The 19893-nt window shown below is 60.0% G+C and carries 15 protein-coding genes and 1 tRNA gene; 5 read left to right on the forward strand and 11 right to left on the reverse strand.

Annotation, left to right across the window (positions count from 1 at the left end; translation table 11 throughout):
• Positions 1 to 3: 3 nt before the first annotated feature.
• Together VFZ97_13660 and VFZ97_13665 are read left to right on the forward strand one after the other, a co-directional pair.
• Positions 4 to 1188, forward strand: coding sequence for a glycosyltransferase family 4 protein (locus VFZ97_13660; protein ID HEX6394479.1), 1185 nt, complete (start codon positions 4 to 6; stop codon positions 1186 to 1188).
• A 555-nt stretch (positions 1189 to 1743) separates the two neighbouring features.
• Positions 1744 to 3138: a hypothetical protein gene (locus VFZ97_13665; protein HEX6394480.1), complete on the forward strand. Its 1395-nt coding sequence runs from the start codon at positions 1744 to 1746 to the stop codon at positions 3136 to 3138.
• On the opposite strand, the gene VFZ97_13670 is transcribed toward VFZ97_13665, so the two are convergent.
• From VFZ97_13670 to VFZ97_13710, 9 genes are all read right to left on the reverse strand, one after another.
• Entirely contained in the window at positions 3135 to 4325 is a 1191-nt protein-coding gene (locus VFZ97_13670; protein HEX6394481.1) for a glycosyltransferase family 2 protein, read from the reverse strand. The two genes, VFZ97_13665 and VFZ97_13670, sit on opposite strands and share 4 nt — an antisense overlap.
• On the reverse strand, positions 4322 to 6694 hold the full coding sequence (locus VFZ97_13675) for a glycosyltransferase (protein ID HEX6394482.1): 2373 nt from the start codon (positions 6692 to 6694) through the stop codon (positions 4322 to 4324). The genes VFZ97_13670 and VFZ97_13675 overlap by 4 nt, the downstream gene beginning before the upstream one ends.
• Positions 6691 to 6969, reverse strand: a complete 279-nt coding sequence (locus VFZ97_13680; protein HEX6394483.1) for a hypothetical protein — start codon at positions 6967 to 6969, stop codon at positions 6691 to 6693. The genes VFZ97_13675 and VFZ97_13680 overlap by 4 nt, the downstream gene beginning before the upstream one ends.
• Positions 6957 to 7715: a polyprenol monophosphomannose synthase gene (locus VFZ97_13685; GenBank protein ID HEX6394484.1), complete on the reverse strand. Its 759-nt coding sequence runs from the start codon at positions 7713 to 7715 to the stop codon at positions 6957 to 6959. The genes VFZ97_13680 and VFZ97_13685 overlap by 13 nt, the downstream gene beginning before the upstream one ends.
• 9 nt (positions 7716 to 7724) lie before the next feature.
• Positions 7725 to 8825: a glycosyltransferase gene (locus tag VFZ97_13690; protein ID HEX6394485.1), complete on the reverse strand. Its 1101-nt coding sequence runs from the start codon at positions 8823 to 8825 to the stop codon at positions 7725 to 7727.
• Positions 8822 to 9253, reverse strand: a complete 432-nt coding sequence (locus VFZ97_13695) for a hypothetical protein (GenBank protein ID HEX6394486.1) — start codon at positions 9251 to 9253, stop codon at positions 8822 to 8824. Before VFZ97_13695 ends, VFZ97_13690 begins: the two co-directional genes overlap by 4 nt.
• Positions 9250 to 10461 (reverse strand): ABC transporter ATP-binding protein, encoded by a 1212-nt coding sequence (locus tag VFZ97_13700; protein ID HEX6394487.1) that lies wholly within the window; start codon positions 10459 to 10461, stop codon positions 9250 to 9252. Before VFZ97_13700 ends, VFZ97_13695 begins: the two co-directional genes overlap by 4 nt.
• Positions 10458 to 11273, reverse strand: coding sequence for an ABC transporter permease (locus tag VFZ97_13705; protein HEX6394488.1), 816 nt, complete (start codon positions 11271 to 11273; stop codon positions 10458 to 10460). Before VFZ97_13705 ends, VFZ97_13700 begins: the two co-directional genes overlap by 4 nt.
• 144 nt (positions 11274 to 11417) lie before the next feature.
• Positions 11418 to 12029 (reverse strand): ATP-dependent Clp protease proteolytic subunit, encoded by a 612-nt coding sequence (locus tag VFZ97_13710; GenBank protein HEX6394489.1) that lies wholly within the window; start codon positions 12027 to 12029, stop codon positions 11418 to 11420.
• Between the two features lie 77 nt (positions 12030 to 12106).
• Here VFZ97_13710 and VFZ97_13715 point away from each other — a divergent pair.
• Together VFZ97_13715 and VFZ97_13720 are read left to right on the forward strand one after the other, a co-directional pair.
• Positions 12107 to 12188, forward strand: a tRNA-Leu gene (locus tag VFZ97_13715).
• Positions 12189 to 12361: 173 nt separating this feature from the next.
• Complete coding sequence (locus tag VFZ97_13720) at positions 12362 to 13732, forward strand: hypothetical protein (protein HEX6394490.1); 1371 nt, start codon at positions 12362 to 12364, stop codon at positions 13730 to 13732.
• 1153 nt (positions 13733 to 14885) lie between these two features.
• On the opposite strand, the gene VFZ97_13725 is transcribed toward VFZ97_13720, so the two are convergent.
• Complete coding sequence (locus VFZ97_13725; GenBank protein HEX6394491.1) at positions 14886 to 15155, reverse strand: hypothetical protein; 270 nt, start codon at positions 15153 to 15155, stop codon at positions 14886 to 14888.
• 237 nt (positions 15156 to 15392) lie between these two features.
• On the opposite strand from VFZ97_13725, the gene VFZ97_13730 reads away from it, so the two are divergent.
• Positions 15393 to 16376, forward strand: a complete 984-nt coding sequence (locus tag VFZ97_13730) for a glycosyltransferase (GenBank protein HEX6394492.1) — start codon at positions 15393 to 15395, stop codon at positions 16374 to 16376.
• An 11-nt stretch (positions 16377 to 16387) separates the two neighbouring features.
• On the opposite strand, the gene VFZ97_13735 is transcribed toward VFZ97_13730, so the two are convergent.
• Positions 16388 to 19885, reverse strand: coding sequence for a glycosyltransferase (locus VFZ97_13735; protein HEX6394493.1), 3498 nt, complete (start codon positions 19883 to 19885; stop codon positions 16388 to 16390).
• Between the last annotated feature and the right edge of the window lie 8 nt (positions 19886 to 19893).

Here is a 19893-nt window from a genome sequence, read left to right on the forward strand (position 1 = left end):
GGGGTGCCGGGACGGATCGCCTTCGTACCTCCCCGTTATGGTGCGGGAGTCGTCGGTGGGTCGGAGTCGTTGTCCCGGGAGATCGCCATCGGCTTGGCCGCTCGGGGATGGGACGTCGAGATCCTCACCACCTGCGCCGTCGACCATTACACCTGGGCGAACGAGCTTCCTCCCGGCGTCACCCGGGAGGACGGGCTGGTAGTCCGCCGATTCGAGATGGTCCATCACTGGTCGCGGATAACAACCGAGGTGCAGCTAGCCATCGAGGCGAAGAAACCTTCGACCTTGGAGAACCAGCTCAACTGGCTCAGCGGGCGCTTCGCGGTGCCGGACCTCTTCCTCCACCTGCTTGTTCACGGCGCCGAGTACGACCATGTCGTGTTCTCCCCTTATCTGTTCTGGACCACGACCGTCTGCATGCCCCTCGTGGTTGAGCGAGCTGTCGTCATCCCTTGCCTTCACGACGAGGAGTACGCGCGCCTCGATGTGGTCAGGCCCGTCCTCCGCGATCCCCAGAAGGTCTGGTTCCTGTCCGAGCCGGAGCACGAGGTAGCCCACCGACTCGGACCCGTCGCTGAGCATCACGTGGTGACCGGCGCAGGGATCGATCCGCCTTCGTCTTACGATCCGGACGGATTCCGTAAGAAGTTCGGGATCAGCCGACCGTTCGCTCTCTACGCAGGCCGGCGGGAAGCGGACAAAGGTTGGGACTGGTTGTTGTCCACCTTCGCCGACGCATCTCGCACCGGCGGCCTGGACCTTGACCTGGTCACGATGGGTGTCGGAAAGGTCGTGGTGCCCCCCGAGTTGTCCGGCCGAGTGGTCGACCTCGGTTTTCTTTCCGATCAAGACCGCAACGACGCGTTGTCGGCGGCCGCTGTATATCTTCAGCCGAGCAAGATGGAGAGCTTCTCCCGATCGGTCATGGAAGCTTGGCTGGCAGGCACACCGGTCCTGGCGACGGCCGATGGCGAGGTCGTCGCGTGGCATTGCAAGCGTTCAGGCGGCGGCCTGACCTTCCACGACGCCCAAGGCCTGGCATCGGGGCTGAAGACGATTTGCGGATCCACGAATACCGCTGAGACGATGGCGTCGAAGGGTCGCGATTACGTTCTGCGGGAGTACTCCTGGTCAGTCGTGCTCGACCGGATGGAAGCCGAGCTGGAGTCGCCTGCTTGGCAACGGTGATCATCGCGGGGAGCTACCCGCCCATACCAGTCCCGGCAGCGGATTCCACGTTGGACGCGGTTCGCCGCGCGCTCCGGGACGGGGAGATGATCAGCGTCGTTTCACCGCGACCGAGTGCCGCGCATTATTCAGTACCGCTGCTAGGGCCCTTCGCTGGACGCAGGCTGGACCGTCTCCGCCGGATGGAGCACGCGGAAAGGTTCGTCCTCGTCGTCGAGCCTGGCATCCCTTTTGACGAACCGGGCTCATCCACGCCTTTTGCCGAGCCACGTGCCATGCTCACGGCTCTGAGCCTTGCTCGCGCCATGCGCCGCTTTGACCACACGACGGTGATCGTGGCCGGCGACACTGGCGCACCGAGTCGGGCGGTCGGAATCATCACTTCCGCGGCGGATGAAGTGATCGATGATATTCGTGAGGGTCGTCCCCCTTCGGGGGTTACCACTCGAGGTCCGTTGGAGATGAGGCCCCGGGACAGGGCTCGGCGGATCGTAGGCGGGGTTGCGAGAAGACTGCTCCGACGCGCGAGTAACAAGCATGCGTAGAGCCGCAACCATGCGCAGAGCCGCAATTCCACAGGTCGCTGTAGTACCCGCGCTCCTGGCCGTAATTGTCTTCGCTATCGACATGCTGTCGCCGAGCGGTATGACCGCCGACTCGCTACGCCAGGTGAGCACGGCCGTGGACCTGGTTCATCACCACACCATTGGTCTCGATCCGGTATGGCACTACCAGGTCAATCCGCAAGTGGGGGTAACTTTCGTTCACCACCACGTATACCCTTACTTCCCCTGGGGTGGGGCCCTCTTCGCTGTCCCGTGGGTCATCGTCTACGACATCGCCCACAAGCTGGGTATCGGGCCGGGGTCGATCGCCCTCGTGAAGCAGGGTCACGACTGGCCGATTCAGGTCATATCCATGTCGACGGTGGTCGCTCTCACGACGGTTGTCGTCTATCTGATTGCACTGCGGATGCTGGAGATCCAGCCCGTCTCCCGTCGCCGGGGCTGGGCCGCTGTGATCGCTCTCGGGTTTGCGTTCTGCACTCCCGCCTGGCCGATCGCGAGCCGATCGCTTTGGGAGCATGGACCCTCGATGCTGTTCTTGTCGTTGGCGCTTCTCTTTGCGTTGAGGGCTAGACAGGGCGAGCGAGGGTGGACCGGGATGGGCGTGGCACTCGGATGCTCCTACGCGATGCGCCCGACCGACGCGATTCCGATTGCGGTCTTGGGGCTATGGGTGCTCGGGTGGCAACGTCGCCACGCCCTAAAGGTCATCGTCGGAGCCGTACCACCATTGGCGATCCTGTTCACCGTGGACTGGGTCGCTTACCGACAGCTGCTAACGCCGTACTACACGCAAGGCCAAGGTTTCCAGATCTCTTCGACGTTCCGCACCGCACTCGCCGGGAACCTGGTCAGCCCCGGGCGGGGCTTGTTCATCTACGTCCCGCTCGTGGCGTTGTCGGCCTGGGGCCTCTGGATCCTGCACCGATCGGGACGCCTCGATCCCTTCTGGATCGCAGTGGCTTGCGTACCTGTCGTGCACTGGATCGTGATCTCGGCCTTCAAGCACTGGTGGGCCGGCGACAGCTACGGCAACAGGTTGTTCACCGACATGATGCCCTTCTTCGTCCTCCTCGCCATGCCCGCCTTCGAACACCTTGCTTCACGCCCTTTGAGGACACAGCGTGTCGCAACCAGCTTTGTTTCTGTTGCGGTCGTGTGGTGCCTGTTCGTGCAGGGACAAGGTGCCACGCTCCGTTCGGCGTGGTGTTGGAACAACGAGCCCACCGACGTCGATGTTCACTCGTCCAAGGTCTGGAGCTGGAGCGATCCTCAGTTCCTCCGCGGGGTTCGCAGAATCGTCTGGGGGCCGAACCGCCACTCGGAGCTGATCCGTGACGGGGTGGACAAGATCGGGTGTCCGGTCGAGCCGGTACGACCTTAGATACTTATTCCCTCGCGCGCGGGCCCAGCATCCCAAGTGGTGTCTGCATCGGCCCACCGGCGCCATATTTCGTCTGGGCTCACCTTCCAGCTCCTGCTGCTTTTGAGCCGAGAACCGATCGCCCACGGCAACTTCTCGACTAGATCGACCCGGGCTCTGGCGTCACCCAAATCGCGGAAAGCATTGATCGCAAGCTCTGCAGGGATCTTGAATGGCGCGTTTCGGAGGAGGGTGAGCAGGCGGTTCCGGGTCGCCAACCGGTTCACGAACAAGGCGGAACCGCCGCTGGTCGCTGAGTGCAGGTGCTCCACTTTGGCATGCGGTTCGTAGAGCACTCGCATGCCTCGCAGCCTCGCTCTCCAGCACCAGTCTGCATCTTCGTAGTACGCGAAGAACGGTTCGGCTAGGCCGCCGATTTCGTCGAATACTTCGCGACGCATCACCATCGCCGTAGCGCTGGCGAAGAACGGCTCCGAAGGGGTATCCCACCTGCCGTCATCGGGGGTCCCGTCGCCGATGTCGCCCAGGACCCCGTCGGACTTCATGTAACCGCCCGCCTTGTTCAGAAGGCGGCAGACTGGCCCGGGCCGAGCTGGATCACCGTTGATCAGAACCTCGTCCTCTGGCGTCGCGACAGGTACGTAGAAGGGTGCTCCAGGCACCGTCCACCGCCATTTCGGCGTCAACGGATCGTCCCCTTGCTCCAGCGAATGAATTCCTGCGCCCAGAAGACGGTCGAGGGATTCCACGCCAGCCGCCGTCACCGAACGCAGCATCCGCCCCAATGAGCGATGATCTGCCGGAGCATCGTGGCGATCTTCGAGAATGACCTCCCGGTACAGGCCGCGTCTGAGGACCTTCGGGACCACTGCGGCGACATCGGCACCTTTGACGACTTGAAGGGACTGGTTGATCCAACCCGGATGAGGAAAGGCGTCATCGTTGAGCAACGCAATCACATCACCGCTCGATCGGCTGACCCCCAGGTTCACTCCAGCAGCGAATCCGACGTTGCTCCTCAGTCCGATGACGGTGGCGTTGTACTTGGTGGCGATCGTCGAAGCCTCTGCCCGGTCCGAACCGTTGTCGACCACCACCAGCTGATCAACTTGATCGGAGACCGACTTGAGGCACGCGTCCAGCCAGTTGTCAGGACGGTACGACAGGACAACTGCGGATACCGTCACGCCGGCGCCGGCCAAAGGTTCAACTCCGGTACCTGGGTCCAGATGCATCCGGCGGCGCGGCCGAATCCGTTCTCGCCCGCAAATGCGTGGGACTTCGCCACCAGGTCATTGTCGCCGGACAGGTCCAGAAGCTTGTCCAAGGCCAACGCCAGAACTTCCGGCGGGGCGTCCGGAGCCACCTTGGGAATGAAGGCGGGAAGCTCGGATTGTGGGCCAATCCTTGAAACCAGGGTCGGCAAGCCGTGTGCGACGCAATCAGCGACCGCCGCAGACGACTCTCCGTTCGAGTACTCGCGCAGCTGAACGGCAGCCGCGGCGCAACGTAACCAGGATTCGTAGTCAGCGTCCGTCACTTCGCCGGTTATGGTCAGCCGACTTCTTACCTCTAGCTGCTCGGCAAGTGCTTCGATCTCATCCTTAAGCTGTTCCGAGACTGGTCCCACCAGAGCAAGGCGTGCGTTAGGACGGCGACGTGCCAACAAAGGCAGCGCCTCGACCAACGCCGATGGCCGCTTGACGGGATGAACCACCCCGAAGCTGCATACCAGGTCGCGATCCACCGATCCTGGATTGCGTTCAACCGGCCGAGGATAGGCAAACGGACACAGCCGAACTCGGTCCGACCATTCGGGACCGGCGTCCGCGCGCGCCAGCTCGAAGGCGAACTCGGAGTTCACGATCAGACTGTCGGCGAGCCGAGCGACGTCTCGAACCATGGAAACGTCGGCGCGACTCATGGCCTCGAAGAGGTTCCCATCGAAAGTTAGGTCGGGCGACACGGAGTGGTACACACCGAGGACGGCCGCCTCTAATCCTTCAGGAACTGCGCCGCGGCTAACCCCGTGCACATACAGGCCATCCAGCCGAACATCGTGGGTGAGCACGTGTGCATGCAATCCGCCACGGCGAAGCAGCTTCAACGCTCCACCGTGATATTCGCTGTTGCCGATCGCAAGCAAGACCGCGTCGTAACCCCCTACGGCCAGATCCCTGTGCTTGAGCTGGCTGTTGGAATGGAAAGAAAGGCTCGGAGACTCGCGGACGGGCTCGGTCGCTTGGATCGTCGTCTCGGCGAGGTCGCCGTCTACTGCGACCTCGATGTCCGCATAAGGCTCCATTGCTTCGGCCAGTCGCTGGCTGTAGTCTGCCACGCCCGTTCGGGCTGGTGGCCAGGGCGTCACCATGGCGATTCGTGGTCGTGGCCTCCATCGGTGCTGCGGAACCCCTGTGTCGCGGAGCAAGCCCTCGTAAACCTTCGCGCACTTGTCAGCTACATCCGACCATGTCGGAGTTGGGCGTTCTGCCCAGGCCAAAAGCTCGTCTCGCCGTGCCCGGTCGACGAGCGCTCTCGTAATCGCCTGAGCGATCGCAGTTGCATCCGTCGGATCGAATGTCGCGCCCGGCGCAACCAGTTCGGGCAGAGAAGAGGTCTCGGACGCAATCACCGGTGCGCCGCACGCGAGGGCCTCTGCAACGGGAAGTCCATATCCCTCGTATAGGGATGGATACACCGCCAGGTCTGCCGCCTGGTAGAGAACTTTGAGAGTGGTGTCGGGAACGAACCCGGTCAGGACGAGCCGATCCGCGATACCTAGCTGCGCAGCTCGCACCTCGAAGTGGTTCCGTTCGCTGGGCTTCAGACGACATACGAGGACCAGCTGCCATCCTTCGCGGACCGGTTCGGGCGTCGCCGCGTAGGCCTCCACCAGCTTCTCCATGTTCTTCCGGGGTTCCACTGCGCCGTTGAACACGATGTAAGGCCCGGCGAGTTCAGGCACAAGAGCTTGAGCGGCTGCGGCCGCTTTCAAACGATCCTCTGCTGGACGAAAGTCCCCTGACGGTGCCGCGCCAACGACCGACACCTGCGACTCCGATAGACCGAGGAGACGTACGGCATCGGCAGCTGCGGAATCCGAAAGAGTCACCACGTGGTCTGCGGCCCGGACGAACTCTCGACGAGCCCGATAACGCCGGCGAACGCCGGGATCGCGAAGATAAGTATCGGAGAAGATCTCGGGAATGAGGTCGTACAGAGTCACCACGAGCCGCATGCCGCGTCGAGAGACCTCACGGGGCCAAAGCTCAGAAAGAGGAACGTCAAGCTCGAACGCCGACAGCACGTGGAACACTCCGCCACCGGCTGGCCACTCGGGGTTGTGCCCAACAGGGACGGATCCGATGAGCCCGTTCGGGAGTTCAACAGGCGGCAACCGAGGATTGAGCAGCACCTGTCTCACCAGGCCTGGATGTGCCTGAGCGACCGCCTCGGTGAACTCGAGAGCGTAGCGAGCGATGCCCCGGTCCCTGTATTGCGGACTCTGGGCGGCCTGCAGGTCTATTACGACGCCCGGGCCGGACGATCGGCTCAAGTCGGTGAGCCGGCTCGGTCCAGGCGTTCTCTGAGCCGTACAACCTCTTGCGCCAGGGAGTTGACTTCGGCGGAAAGTCGGGTGAGGGTCCGTCCGATTGTTTCTGCCACCTCGTCGGCTGCGTCGCCCTGATCGCCGAGGATTCTCTCGACGTTCCCTATTCGGTCAGAGATTTGTTGGACCGATCGCTCGGCCGCGTCATCGGCGATCTCGCGAATCAGCCCCCCGAGCGCTCGGTCCCGCGCCGTGCGAAACGACGACTTTACCGATCCCATGGTGGGAGTGTAACTGGGACCTTGGGCGCCTTCGCGGGTTGCCGAAGCCGTCGTTCGACGCCCCATTTCGTGACCAGCTTCAACGCTTCGAGGGCGATCGCGGTTGACATCTTGGATTCGCCTTGAGTGCGGTCGAGGAACCGGATCGGAGTCTCGGCGATGCGTCCGCCGGCCGTGTGAACGAGGTAAGCCATCTCGATCTGGAAGCCGTATCCGTCCGCCTTCACCGAGTCGAGATCGATCTTCTCGAGGGTCTCGGATCGGTAGGCGCGGAATCCAGACGTCAGGTCGCGCACCTTCATGCCGAGGAGAATGGCCGAGTAACGGTTGCCGCCCCAGGAGATCAGCCTTCGGTGGAAGCCCCACCTGGGAACCGACCCTCCTGGTACGTAGCGGGATCCGATAGCAAGTTCGTGGTGTGCGAGGAGCCCTAGCAGGACTGGTATTTCGCGGGGGTCGTGCGAGAGGTCGGCGTCCATTTCGATCAGCGCCTCGTACCCGTGATCCAGCCCCCACCGGAATCCTGCCCTGTAAGCGTCCCCAAGTCCCGCCTTCTGTGTCCGGCGAAGCACCGTGACTTCCCCGACCTCCGATCCGACTTTCTCGGCGAGGTCGGCGGTGGCGTCGGGACTCCCGTCGTCGACGACAAGAATGTGCGCGGAAGATTCAGCCTTGCGAGTCCTACGTAGAAGTTTCTCTATGGTCGGCCGCTCGTTGTACGTCGGAACGACCACCAGGGTCCGCATTCTTGGAGCCTATCTGGATGCCAAAGATTCGGCTCGTAACCACCGGTTGACCTCGGACACCAGTTGATGCGACGTCTCGGAAAGCCGGAACTGGCCGGCTCGTGACCGGCCACGGGCGATCATCTTCATCCGATGGTCGGGATCGCGGAGAAGGTCGTCGACCGCATGGGCCACGTGTAACGGATCCTTGTCGTCGACTAGTACTGCGGCGTCGCCAACGGTCTCGGGGACCGCAGCGGCACGGAATGCCACGACCGGGACACCGGCAGCCATTGCCTCGAGGAGTGGGACGCAGAAGCCCTCATGCTCGGAGAGACAGACCAGGACGTCGGCACGCCGGTATTCCTCGAGCAGCTGAGGGAACGCCACGTTGTCCAGTTGCCGAACGGACCCTTCCAGGCCAAGCTCGACGATCAGCCGCCGGACCGCTTGGAGGTAACGGTAAGACGAGGGCCCACCGACGAGCGTCAGCGTCGCATCCGGATCGATCAAGCGACGGTAAACCGCGAATGCGGCAACCACGTCGTGTTGGCACTTGTTGGGTGCGATCCGTCCCACGAATAGCCATCGCGAGCCCGCCCGCTCGCGCGCAGACGGGTTGTTGACAGAAGAGTCTTGGCCCAGCTGGTCGAAGGGTGTGAGATCGACGAGCAGGGGGGCGACGATCACCGAGCCGTAGCCCGCATCGACCAGTTCGTCGCGGTTGAAGGAGCTCGCCGCCAAGGCCAGGCTAGTGACCGGAGCGAGTTTGACCAGTTGTTCCCGAGCCTCGTCCAGCCTTCTCGCTATCCGTGGCTCCCAACGACGGAAGTACTTCGACGGGCTGATGTTGTGGTAGTACGAAATGACCCGGGTGCCAGCTCGGTCACGGTCCTCGAGCCATCGTGTCATGGTGGAATCGGTGGAGAGGTGGTAGATGAGGACCGTGTCGGGTCCGTCCTTTGCGAAGTCCTCGTATCGCTTGGACTCCCCAGCCAATCTCTCGTCGATTCGGTCAGCCCAGATGTCGGAGTCGTAACCAGCGTCGCAAAGGGCATCCCGGACTCGGAGCACGTGGTTCCCGATCGCGTCGTGCTTCGCGAAGTCCGGAAGGCACTGATCGACCCTCACGATTTGCTTGAAGGGTCTCGATGTTGTGTGTGTTCGATGCGCTCGATCCGGGCGGCCAGATTGTCCAACCTGGCGTCCAGTTCCTTCGTCGAGGACTCGAGTCCGTCGAGCCGATCAACTATCTCGCTGCCTAGTCGGGTGAGTGCTTGCCCGAGGGCGGTCACCTGAGCAGCTACGTAGCGGATGTACCAACGAAGTAGCCGTTTTACCAAACGCTTGAGGTACCTGGCGGCGACGTCCGGTGAGTCGGTCGGAACTTCGACATCGATGTCGGTCAGATCTTCGGCGTCCGCTAGGGCGTCTCGGGCGGCTTGAGGTCCGGCCTCACGGACGGCGAGGCGCCCGGCTGCCCGCCGTACTTCTTCGACGTATCGCCGATCCAACTCGCCAAGATCCCGCAACCGGCTCTCCGCTGAATCGTCGCTCATTCGGTTACGAGGTCGCCGATTCGCCACTTCGGGGATAGCGAGACAACGCCGGCGTTTTCAACTAGGGGACCTCGATCGACGTCGAACCGGAGCACGTTCTGCCGAACGTCGTATGGGTGCATGCAGTGGTAATCGTGCAACGAAACGGTCAGGTCGTAAGAACCTGGCAGCAAAACAACCGGGTCAAAATTGATATCGACGTGGCCCGAACCGTGCAACTTCTCGGGGACGCATCCGGCGTCACGACTCGAGGGGGCGGTCACCTGAAAACCCTCGAGAGTGGAGATAGAGAACCCGAAAACGGGCGTGTCGATCGGCGAGTCGATCTGATACTCGAGTCGGAGTGTCGCCGGCTCGCCCGAGCGAATCGTCGTGGTCTGATCTCCATTCCCGGCCACAAAGGCCACGCCGGTGATCCGCCCCTCGCCCGAACCCCAACGTGTGTGTCCGTCTTCGTCTAGCTGGCGATCTGAGTGGATGGTTCCGGTGTAGCTCTCGATTACTTCCCGGGGGTTACCGATTTGCATGACCTGTCCGTGCGAGAACCACGCCACTCGATCGCAGAGGTTCTGGACTGCGTACAAGCCGTGGCTGACAAGCACGATGGTCTTGCCGGCTTGCTTGAGCTGGGCAAACTTCTCGTTGCACTTTCTCTGAAAGGCCTCATCGCCTACCGCAAGGACTTCGTCGACGAACAACACATCCGGGTCGACGTTGATGGCGACGGAGAACCCGAGGCGGACATACATGCCGGAGGAGTAGTTCTTCACCGGTTCGTCGATGAACTGGTGAATACCTGAGAAGTCGACGATGTCGTCGAACCGCTTCCGCAATTCCTTCTGCGACAGTCCGAGTATCGCGCCATTCAAAAACACGTTCTCACGACCGGATAGCTCCGGATGGAAGCCCGCTCCCAGCTCGAGGAGAGCCGAGACTTTGCCTTGAACGCCGACACTGCCGCGATCTGGCCTGAGGATCTTCGTGAGGCACTTCAGCATCGTGCTCTTGCCCGATCCGTTCTCTCCGATTAGACCGAACGTCTCGCCTTGATACACGTCGACCGATACATCTCTGAGTGCCCAGAAATCTTCGGAAACGGTTCGACGACCTCGTACAAGGGCGGCCTTGATCGAGTTGTTCCGCTCGTGAACGAGCTTGAACTTCTTCCAAACTCCGTCTGCCTGGACGGCGATCGGCCGGTCGCTCACAGTTCCTCGGCCAACCCACCCTCTAGCCGGTTGAACACCCACCTTCCGATAAGGAACGTCCCCACGGCAAACGCTACGAAATAAAGAAGCTCGAACGGACCGGGATAGGTGCCCTGGTAGAGGGTTGCGCGGAATGAGAGGGCTGCGTCGGTCATCGGGTTGAGTTTCAGTAGGTCAATGACCCAGGTTTTGGCGGAGCTTCCCAGCGTCGCGAACGAGTAGACGATCGGCGTCATGAAGAACCAAACGAGGAACAGGATCCCCATGAAGTGCTCAATGTCCCGGAAGTACACGTTTAAGGCGCTCAGCGCCAAGCCGAGCCCCAGCGCGAAGACAGCAACGACAAGGATGAGAAATATGGTCACTGGGAGGTAAGGAATCGCCCGCCAGTCGCCAAATGCCAGGAGCGCCACTATCAAGAGCGACATCTCGATGGCGTGCGACACAAGGTTGCCCATCACAACCGAAGCAGGCAACAACTCCCGCGGAAAGTAGGTCTTCTTGATCAGGTTGGCGTTACCGGTCAAGCTCCCGATGCTGCCCATAACGCTGCTCTGGAAGTAGCTGAACGGCAACATGGCGCAAAGCAGAAAGAGGGCGTACACGTTAAGACCGCTGGGCTCGGCCTTAAGGATTTTGACGTGCATGAAGTACTTGAATACGACTGTATAGACGACCAGGTAGACAACCGGGTTGACTAGGGACCAGCCCCACCCGAGCGCTGATCGTTTGTACTTGGACCGCAGCTCTCTAAGCGTCAGATTCGACAGTAATTCGCGATGGGAGCGGTAATCCGCAATGGTCGCGCTCATAGTTTCTTCAGCGTCTGCGCATGACTTAAGTCAGCAGAGAGCACGCTCCCGAACATCGTCACCACCGATTAATGCTAGCCGATAGGCCCTTCCAAACCCGGTCGACAGAGGGGCGGCGGGCTGCCCCGACCGCTTAACCTCGGATCACTTGGCCTTGGGCTCGGCGACGTCCGCAGCGGTTTCGATCACCGCGTCTATGAACCCATAGTCCTTGGCCTCTTCGGCCGTGAACCAACGGTCACGATCCGAGTCCGCCTCGATCCGCTCCACGGGCTGTCCGGTGTGGTAAGCGATGCGCTCGGCCATCATTCGCTTCAGATACACGATCTGCTCTGCCTGAATCGCGATATCGGCGGCCTGGCCGCGCGCTTGTCCCGAAGGCTGGTGCATCAGAATCCGCGAATGAGGAAGCGAAAAACGCTTACCTTTTGCCCCCGCACACAGCAAAAACTGCCCCATTGATGCGGCCAAGCCAAGACAGACGGTGGACACGTCACAGGGGACGAATTGCATGGTGTCGTATATGGCCAGTCCAGCCGTAACCGAGCCCCCGGGTGAGTTGATGTACAGGCTGATGTCGCGATTCGAATCCTCTGCGGCTAGAAGGAGGAGCTGGGCGCAGATCAGGTTGGCGTTGGCGTCGTCAACCTCGGTGCCTAGGAATACGATCCGCTCCCTTAGCAGGCGTTGATAGATGTCGCTCGACCGGTCGCCGGCGAACTGGGCGGTAGCAATCGGAAGGGGCGTGCTGGACATGGGAGCAGGGTACCCGCTTGCTGTAGCAAGGTGCTCGCCCTATGGAGTCGTCAGCCTGGAACTAGAGTTCAAAGGCCGCGGGCGTGGCGAAACTGGCAGACGCGCCAGGTTTAGGTCCTGGTCCCGAAAGGGGTGGAGGTTCGAGTCCTCTCGCCCGCACACAAGTCAGATAGGTCTGGGCGACCTGGTCGTGACTCTACAGTGTTGCGGCAATGCCGAGACATACCGCCGCCTTGCGCCTGGCCTCGTCAACTTGTGAGGGCGAAGGTGGCGTCTCCCCTTTGTCCCGGACGGGATGGTGGATCGCTGCTCTGGTTTTCGGAGCCGCTGCGTTGCTTGAAGTGCAAGGTCAACGAGGATTCCAAGTCGATGACGTCGGCATCTTCTATCGGTATGCCGAAAACCTAGCCTCGGGTCACGGCTGGACTTACAACCTAGGTCGGCACGATCCAGGCGGAATAACTTCTCCCCTATACGTCATTTTGCTGGCATTGCTTTCGAAGCTCGGATTTACAATCCCAGGCGCGGCGACTCTGATCTTTGCGATCGGAACCGGTGGTGCCTCGGTGCTTCTGTTTCGATCAATGAGCAAAGTAGGCCACCCAATAGGGGGGCTGAGTGCCGGAATTCTCATCGTAACCTCGCCGTGGCTCGTTGCGGTTCGCGGTATGGAATCTGCGTTGATGCTGGGTTTGCTGGCACTATCAGTTTGGCTTTACCTGGAAGACAGATATATTCCTTGTGGCTTCGCCCTTGGATTTCTGGTACTCACGCGTCCCGACTCAATCTTTTTCGCTGTGTCTTTGGGCCTGTACCACCTTGTTCGCAAGCGGCAAATACCCTGGCGAATCGTTATTCCAGCCAGTGGGGTCGTTGGCGTTTGGATTGTCTACGCGGCCATCGCCGTCGGAGTGATTGTGCCGGACACCCTTAGGTCCAAGATCGACGAGTCGCGAATTATCGACCCTCACAGTGCTCACGAATTCTTCCGAGGCTTCTGGCAAGACCCGACCTTTGAGGGGTTTCGGGTTTGGGCTGCGATGGTGGGCGGCCTCGCAGTTGTTGGCGTTGCTGCTTTCTTCTGGCGCCGTTGGAAACTCGATGCCGTCGTCACCACACTCGTTCTCGGCTCAGCCCTCCTCCTGCTCTTCTACGACGTCATTCTGAACCTTGCCCAGTGGTGGATCTGGTACTACGTACCGTTTGTGTACACAATCTGTGCTCTCGCTGGGCTGGCAACGGAAGGGCTCTTAACCGCCTCTCTGAATCGATTACACAAACAGTCCATAGCGACAGCACTCCTACTCACGATCGTCGTCTCAGTGACCGGTGTTACTTCCACACCGCGAGGCTGGCAGCAGCTGAGGGCGAGCTACATTCTGGCTGCCACCTGGGTGCGAGCACACTCGTTTCGCGAGGACTCAGTTGCTTCTTCCGAGATCGGCTTGATCGGATGGTATTCGCAACGACGCATGATCGATTCCCTTGGATTATTTACTCCGTCTCTAGATGAAGAATTCGTACACCACAGATGGCTGTACTGGGTAAGGCATTATCCGCCAACTTTCTACATCGTTCCTGTTGGCGGTGGATGGCCATGGGACGTTGCGCTGGAGAAGCAACAATGGTTCGGTTCTACATTTATTCTGTGCTATCGGTCACCAGCAGCTCTGGTCTACCGTCGGATAGCACCTGTGCAATAGATATACGTTAGATATGGGCCCTCGATCACGATGTAGTGAACGGAGCCGGGCCAATGCTCCGGGTTGACTTCCAATAAGTCGTCTATCCGAGGAAGGAAACATCTCTTGAGGAATCGACGAATCGGAGACTGCAATTCCCAACGGATCCGGCCGCAGAACCATGGGGCCGACGCGCGGATGATCGGGCTTTGGGGACTCAGAAGAAGATAGGGAGGCAGACCTCGGCGCGGAGTCTGGCAGGCCTTAGCCAATTAGCATCAGAATCGATGCCGTCGACGCCAGCTAGACGATACTAGGGCGTATTTCTCGGGGACCGGTTGCGGTGGACGATCATGAAGCTGACATGGAATCTGTGGAGTTGCGACTAGCTTCGCTATCAGATCGACTTTCTGAGCGATCGCGCAGAGTCGAGGATCTGGAATCTGAGACAGAGTTTCTTGTGGCCAAGCTCGCGCACCAGGCAGCGATCTTCGAGGAGAAGTTGTCAGCCCTGAATCACGAAAATGAGGTAATGGCTGCGGTCCAGGTAGCGCAACTAAACGATCTTCGTGCAGAACTCCAGGCCATCAGGAACACCTGGTCTTGGAGAGTGACCAGGCCTCTCCGATTGGTCCAGGAGCGTCGAATGAGAGGGCGCTCCGAAGCAGCACCCGATTGATCGGTCGAATCAGTGGATGATGTAAACACACCCTCGACTGCCTTCGCCGTCTCAGTCGTCATGACTGTCTCCAGCGATTTAGACGCCGCGGTTGAGAATGCCGCGCGCATGGTTGAGATAGATGGAGACCTCATAGCCGAATTCATCTGCGTTGATCGGAGCCCCGCGAGGGCCTCTGAGCGCGTGCATAACTCGCGAGGCCGGGGCCCATTCCAGTTCCTCGCGTTAGGTCCTGACAGGAGCATCGGAGAAGCCGGGAACTTAGGGGTCGAGACAACGTCAAGTGACCTAGTCCTGCTACTGGACGATCAGGTAGTCGTGGAGCCGCACTGCATAGAACGCCTCGGCCAAAGCCTGCTGGGTCATGCTAACTACGGCGCTGTCGGACCTGTGATTCTCGACCAGTACGGTCAGGTCCAGGAGATTGGTGGCCGTGTATCGAGGAACGGCGAAATTGTTCAGATCGGGGGAGGATCCGACTGGTCCGAAGTTCGACTAAGCAATGATTTGGCCGTCGATTATTGCTCGGCGTCGTGTCTCCTGGTCAGAAGGAATGAATTCATTCGGGTGGGCGGCTTCTCCTTCGAATGGGAGCTCGGTGGTTACGAAGACGTCGATCTCTGCCGGCGGCTCCGGCAGGAAGTCGGACCGGTCGTCGTGAATCCGCTCGCCCATGTTGTCCGAACCCACGCGGGAGGCACGAGACGACCTGAGGTAGAAGCCGAAGCCAATCGACTTCTCTTCGTCACCAAGTGGCAAGATCACAAATCGACTCTCCTCACCCGCGTTACAGAAGATGTCCAAACCGGCTCATGCCGAGTCGATCGCACAGAACCAACAGAACCCGGGACTGAAGATAGCCTCACCAGCGCAAGGGATGTTCGGCCCGGTGGCAGTGCGCTTCTCTATACGCCTTATGAATTCGTGCCCGGCGGCGGTGAACGTTTCCTCCTTGAGCTCGCGTCAGTCCTTTCTGAGAACCTTGGGCAGCGAAATGTCCACATGGCCTTCCCCTTCCCCTACAGCAATCTCCGAATGCGCCAGATCAATGACGCATTAGGAATGTCCACCTCGATCCGTGCTACGACGCTGGGAAGTTCGGTCGCCGAAACTTGCGACATAATGGTGGTCCTCGGAAACCAAATAGTCCCTCCAGTAGCCGGGCGCGGGAAACGGCTAAATATTTTCATCTGCCAGTTCCCGTTTGAGGCTCCGGAGGAAGAGATCCGCTCCCGAGCGGGGTACCTTGCGACATTTGACGAGATATGGGTCTACTCGCAATTCGTGCGCCGTTACGTAAGCGGTTACCTCCGCCTGTTGGACCTCCCTGCGACCAGCGTGCGGGTGGTATATCCGCCGGCGACACTCCCAACGCCCGCCAGGTTGCCGAGTTGGCCCGATCGGAAATTGGTTCTCTCTGTTGGACGATTCTTCGAGGGAGGTCACAACAAACGCCAGGACGTGGTGATCGAGATCGTCAAGCGGCTCTCTCAGAAACACGGTGCGCCAATTTCCTTGGCGCTTGGGGGCTCGCTACACGCCACTGCAAGCTCACGAGCTCGTTTCAATGAGCTCGTCGAAATGGCCAAGGGGTGCGACTGTCGCTTCTATCCGAATGCCAATCGCCAGGAACTCTTGGACCTGTACGCACAGTCGGGGGTCCTGATCCACGCGGCGGGCTATCAGGTTGACAAGTTTGCGCACCCCGAAGGCCTTGAGCACTTCGGCATCGCTCCTGTGGAAGCGGCGAGCGTCGGATGTATACCACTGGTTTACGACGAAGGCGGGCCGGCGGAGGTCATGGATCTTCTTGGCTGCCCCACCACTTTTCACTCGATTCCCGAGGCTGTTGACCAACTCGCTGGTCTACTTGCCGATCCAAACGGCTCCGCGGCGTTGAGCGAGGAGCTCATTCGGAGATCGACTACTTTCTCCACAGGCATGTTTCGAACTCGAGTAAACGAGGCCCTGACGAGCCTTCTGTGAACGCGGCCGATTTACTCGTCGAGGACCTTTTCGTGTTTTCGAGCCACGACCCATATTCCTGACGCGACCGCTTTCAGCGAGTCATGATCGACGAGCTCATCCAGTGACGAAAGACGGCTCCGCCACTCCTCCCTCTCGACGGCATCCATCTTGTCGGTAATGCCGGCTGCGTCCATGATCCAATTGATCGTGAATGAAAGTGGCCCAAACCAATCTGACTCTTCGATGGAGCACGATTCCTTGAAGAGTTCTTCGGTGCCCCAGCCGGTCATATTGTAAAAGTGGTAGGGCACGGCGTGCAACGGCTGCATGAATGCAACCTCGGTCAGAATTAGGCCACCTGGCTTGCATACCCGGATCATCTCTTGTGCAACGGCACGAGGATTCGCCAAGTGCTCAAACACCGCCTGGCTCAAGACCAGGTCAAAGGTGCTGTCGTCGAATGGAAGCCGATGCAGGTCGGCACGCAGGTCGGCGCCCTCGTAGGGCAAGAATTCCAGGTTCAAGTGATTGGGTCGGCTCGACCTGCGGTCTCCACCACCACATTCCAGGATTAGCTGGGTCGAATCGCACTGAGAGAGGTGTCGAGTGATCCGCTCGCTATAAGTGTTGGCTCGAGCGAACGGGGCCGCACCCGAAAAGCGCAATCCAGATTGTCTCGGTGCGAGTAGGACGAGTTCATCAACGTGGACATATGAGGCGGGCTCGAGCTTGATCACCTTTAGAACAATCTCGTGCGTCGCGAGCTCAAGATCACTTTGGATATCTATAATCCGGCTGACCGAACCCAGAGTCGCCCGAGTGTCGAGGACGTGTGTTACGCGGCCGTCCACGATGACTTGCAGCGAACCGCCATGCTGATGATCGACGAGCCTCAGGCGAACATCGGTGCAGGGGCCACGGTAGGTGAGTGTCGCGCCCAATTCGGATGACGTCCAACAGTCAGGATGAACGTTCCAGCCATCCGCCACCATCTCGTCACTGCGTCCAGAAATCCGGTATTCGCCAATCTCTCCCACGAATCGTGTTGGGGCCGGATCTGGTGGCTGCGAAATAGGCTCCACCTCGGCAAACGTGATCTGGAAATTATCGATCCTGGCGACGTTCACCGAACAAGTCGGGCACCGCAGCGTTCCAGTCTTGACGCGACCGTCCTCGGTAGCAACGATGCTAATGACGTTCAGCAGTCCCCGGCACTGGGTGCACCGCAGAGCGTCGAGCAGTAGACGCTGCCGATCGGCCGCGACTTTAGTCCAGGGATGAATTTCCAATGACAGGTCCTCGGTGACTACTTCATTTCGCTGCTGGGGAACCCCTTCGAGGAGAGCTTGCACCGACGCTGCGACGCGTGCGGCCATCTGAGTGTCGGTGAACTTCTCCTCGTACGATCGACGGCCGTGGGCTCCCATCGATGCTCGAAGATCGGGGTCGTCGATCAGGCAACTCAGCGCCGACGAGAGTGCGATTGTGTCGTCTGGTGGAACAAGAATTCCATCCAGGCCATCCCGTACCACCGAGATGACTCCATTTACCAAGCTCGACACCACGGGCTTCCCAAACCGCATCGCTTCGAGGTTGACCAAGCCGAACGACTCGAAGCGCGATGGGGCGACGAAGATGTCGCATCGTGCGAACGCTGCGATCAATTCGTCGTCCGCTATAGGCCCGAGGAACCGAACCTTTTGTTTCACGTCCGGAGGCTGACTGGATAGAAACTTCTCTTTGTAAGTGATCCCGTCAGGAGCGGGAGTTGAGTCATCTCCCGCAAGCGTGAACCGGACTTGCGGATGGCGAGCACAAAGCGCAGGAATAGCGGCCAACAGGGTGTCGATACCTTTGCGAGGCTCGAGTCGTCCGACGAAGAGAACCTCTACCCATTCATCCGAACCTATGCTCGGGGGAAGGTCGAGATCCGGAAGTCCTAGAGGGGCTAAACCGCGCTTCCAGCTCGGGATTTGGGTCCCGTATAGGCGTTCCAACTCGTCAAACGTCGACGGGAAGGCGGCCATCACCAGGTCTGTAAGCTCATAGGTAGTACGATCCGCGTCAGCGATTGCTCGCACGGATGCGTGACTTACATCGATTCGCGGATCGCTAGCTGCGACGGCAAGGATCGGGGTATATGCGAACAGAACCGACCTGAAGTGACGGTCGCCGACTACCGCAAGCCCTTCGGCATCCCAGTTGGGCAATTGCACGGCATCGACTCGATTAAGTCCATCTAGGCGTCTCAACTCATCAAGCACCGAACCCGACCAGTTCCATAGTTCGTCCGGCAGGTCGGGGACTGGAGACACTCCTTGATCGGTAGAAACGATCCGATGAACCCAAACTCCCTCTTCAAAGTCCACCGTGTTGTGGCCCGAACGACTGGCGGTGATGACATGGACGGTGTGGCCCTCAGACGCCATTGCCGTGGCGAGAGTGTGGTGGGCCCGTCCAATTCCATGGACGGTGCCGGGAGGATATTCCCGGGTGACGATGCAGTAGCGAAGCCTTCGAGAGTACGGCTGGACTGTGGGGAAGCGAAGAAAATCGGCACTCCGTTCCTCAAACCAACGCTTAGGTCTGGTTCGAGCAGGTTTGGCTGCCCACTCATGCGCCAACCTCCACCCTTCGATCACGTCGACATCGAACTGGTGGAGCGACTGCGAAGCGGCTCGCCCCGCTTGAACGTGGTTCTCCAGATCCGCTCGTCGGCTCTTCGCAAACTGTGAGAAAGCCTCGGCCATCTCTAGCTCGTTGGACCTCTTAAGGCCGTGACGAATCGAAAAGTAAACGCGGCTGAGGATAACTCCGCGGTAGTCGACCGTCACACGGCCGTCATTGCGAATGTCGCTCGGAAGGAACTTGTGGTGAACGACGCCACGAAATTGTGGCAACACCCGATACCCGCGATCAATCAGCCGAACGCAGACATCGGTTTCGTCGAGATAGAAGGCGTAGGTTTCGTCGAATCCGCCTATTTCGACCAAGCGTTCGCGGACGAAGAGGCTGTTAGTCCCCATCGGGTACGGGAAAATCGGGGTGTCGGGGTGATCGAGATAATCGAGTCGCCGCGGTTCGAGTCCGACAGAGAAATCGCCCCAGCGATCAGCGAGGTTGTACAGGGCTTGAAAGCGGTGGCCTGAGTGGTCCATGACACAGCCGCCAGTTGCGGCCACCTCAGGATCAGAGAATGCCTCGATCAGATCGTCGAGCCAGCTCGCGTCTGGAAGCGCGTCGTCGTCAATGAACGCGACGATTGCGCCTGTAGCCGCGGCAATGCCGAGGTTCCGCGATGCCGACAGATTCCGCTCTGTGGTCAAGACAACCTTGATCTTCCCCTCGTACTGATCCAGAACGTCGCTGGTCTGGTCCGTACATGGCCCAGCGACGACGACGACCTCGAACGTCGAATAAGCGAGATGCTCTAAGGCTCTGAGAGTATTTCTCAGTGAGGCCGCTCGGTTATAGGTACATATGATGACGGATACGAGCGGCTTGGTCACGCTTCTGTTGCCGCACACTTCCAGAG

This window comes from Acidimicrobiales bacterium (genome assembly GCA_036378675.1).
Classification (GTDB): Bacteria; Actinomycetota; Acidimicrobiia; order Acidimicrobiales; family Palsa-688; genus DASUWA01.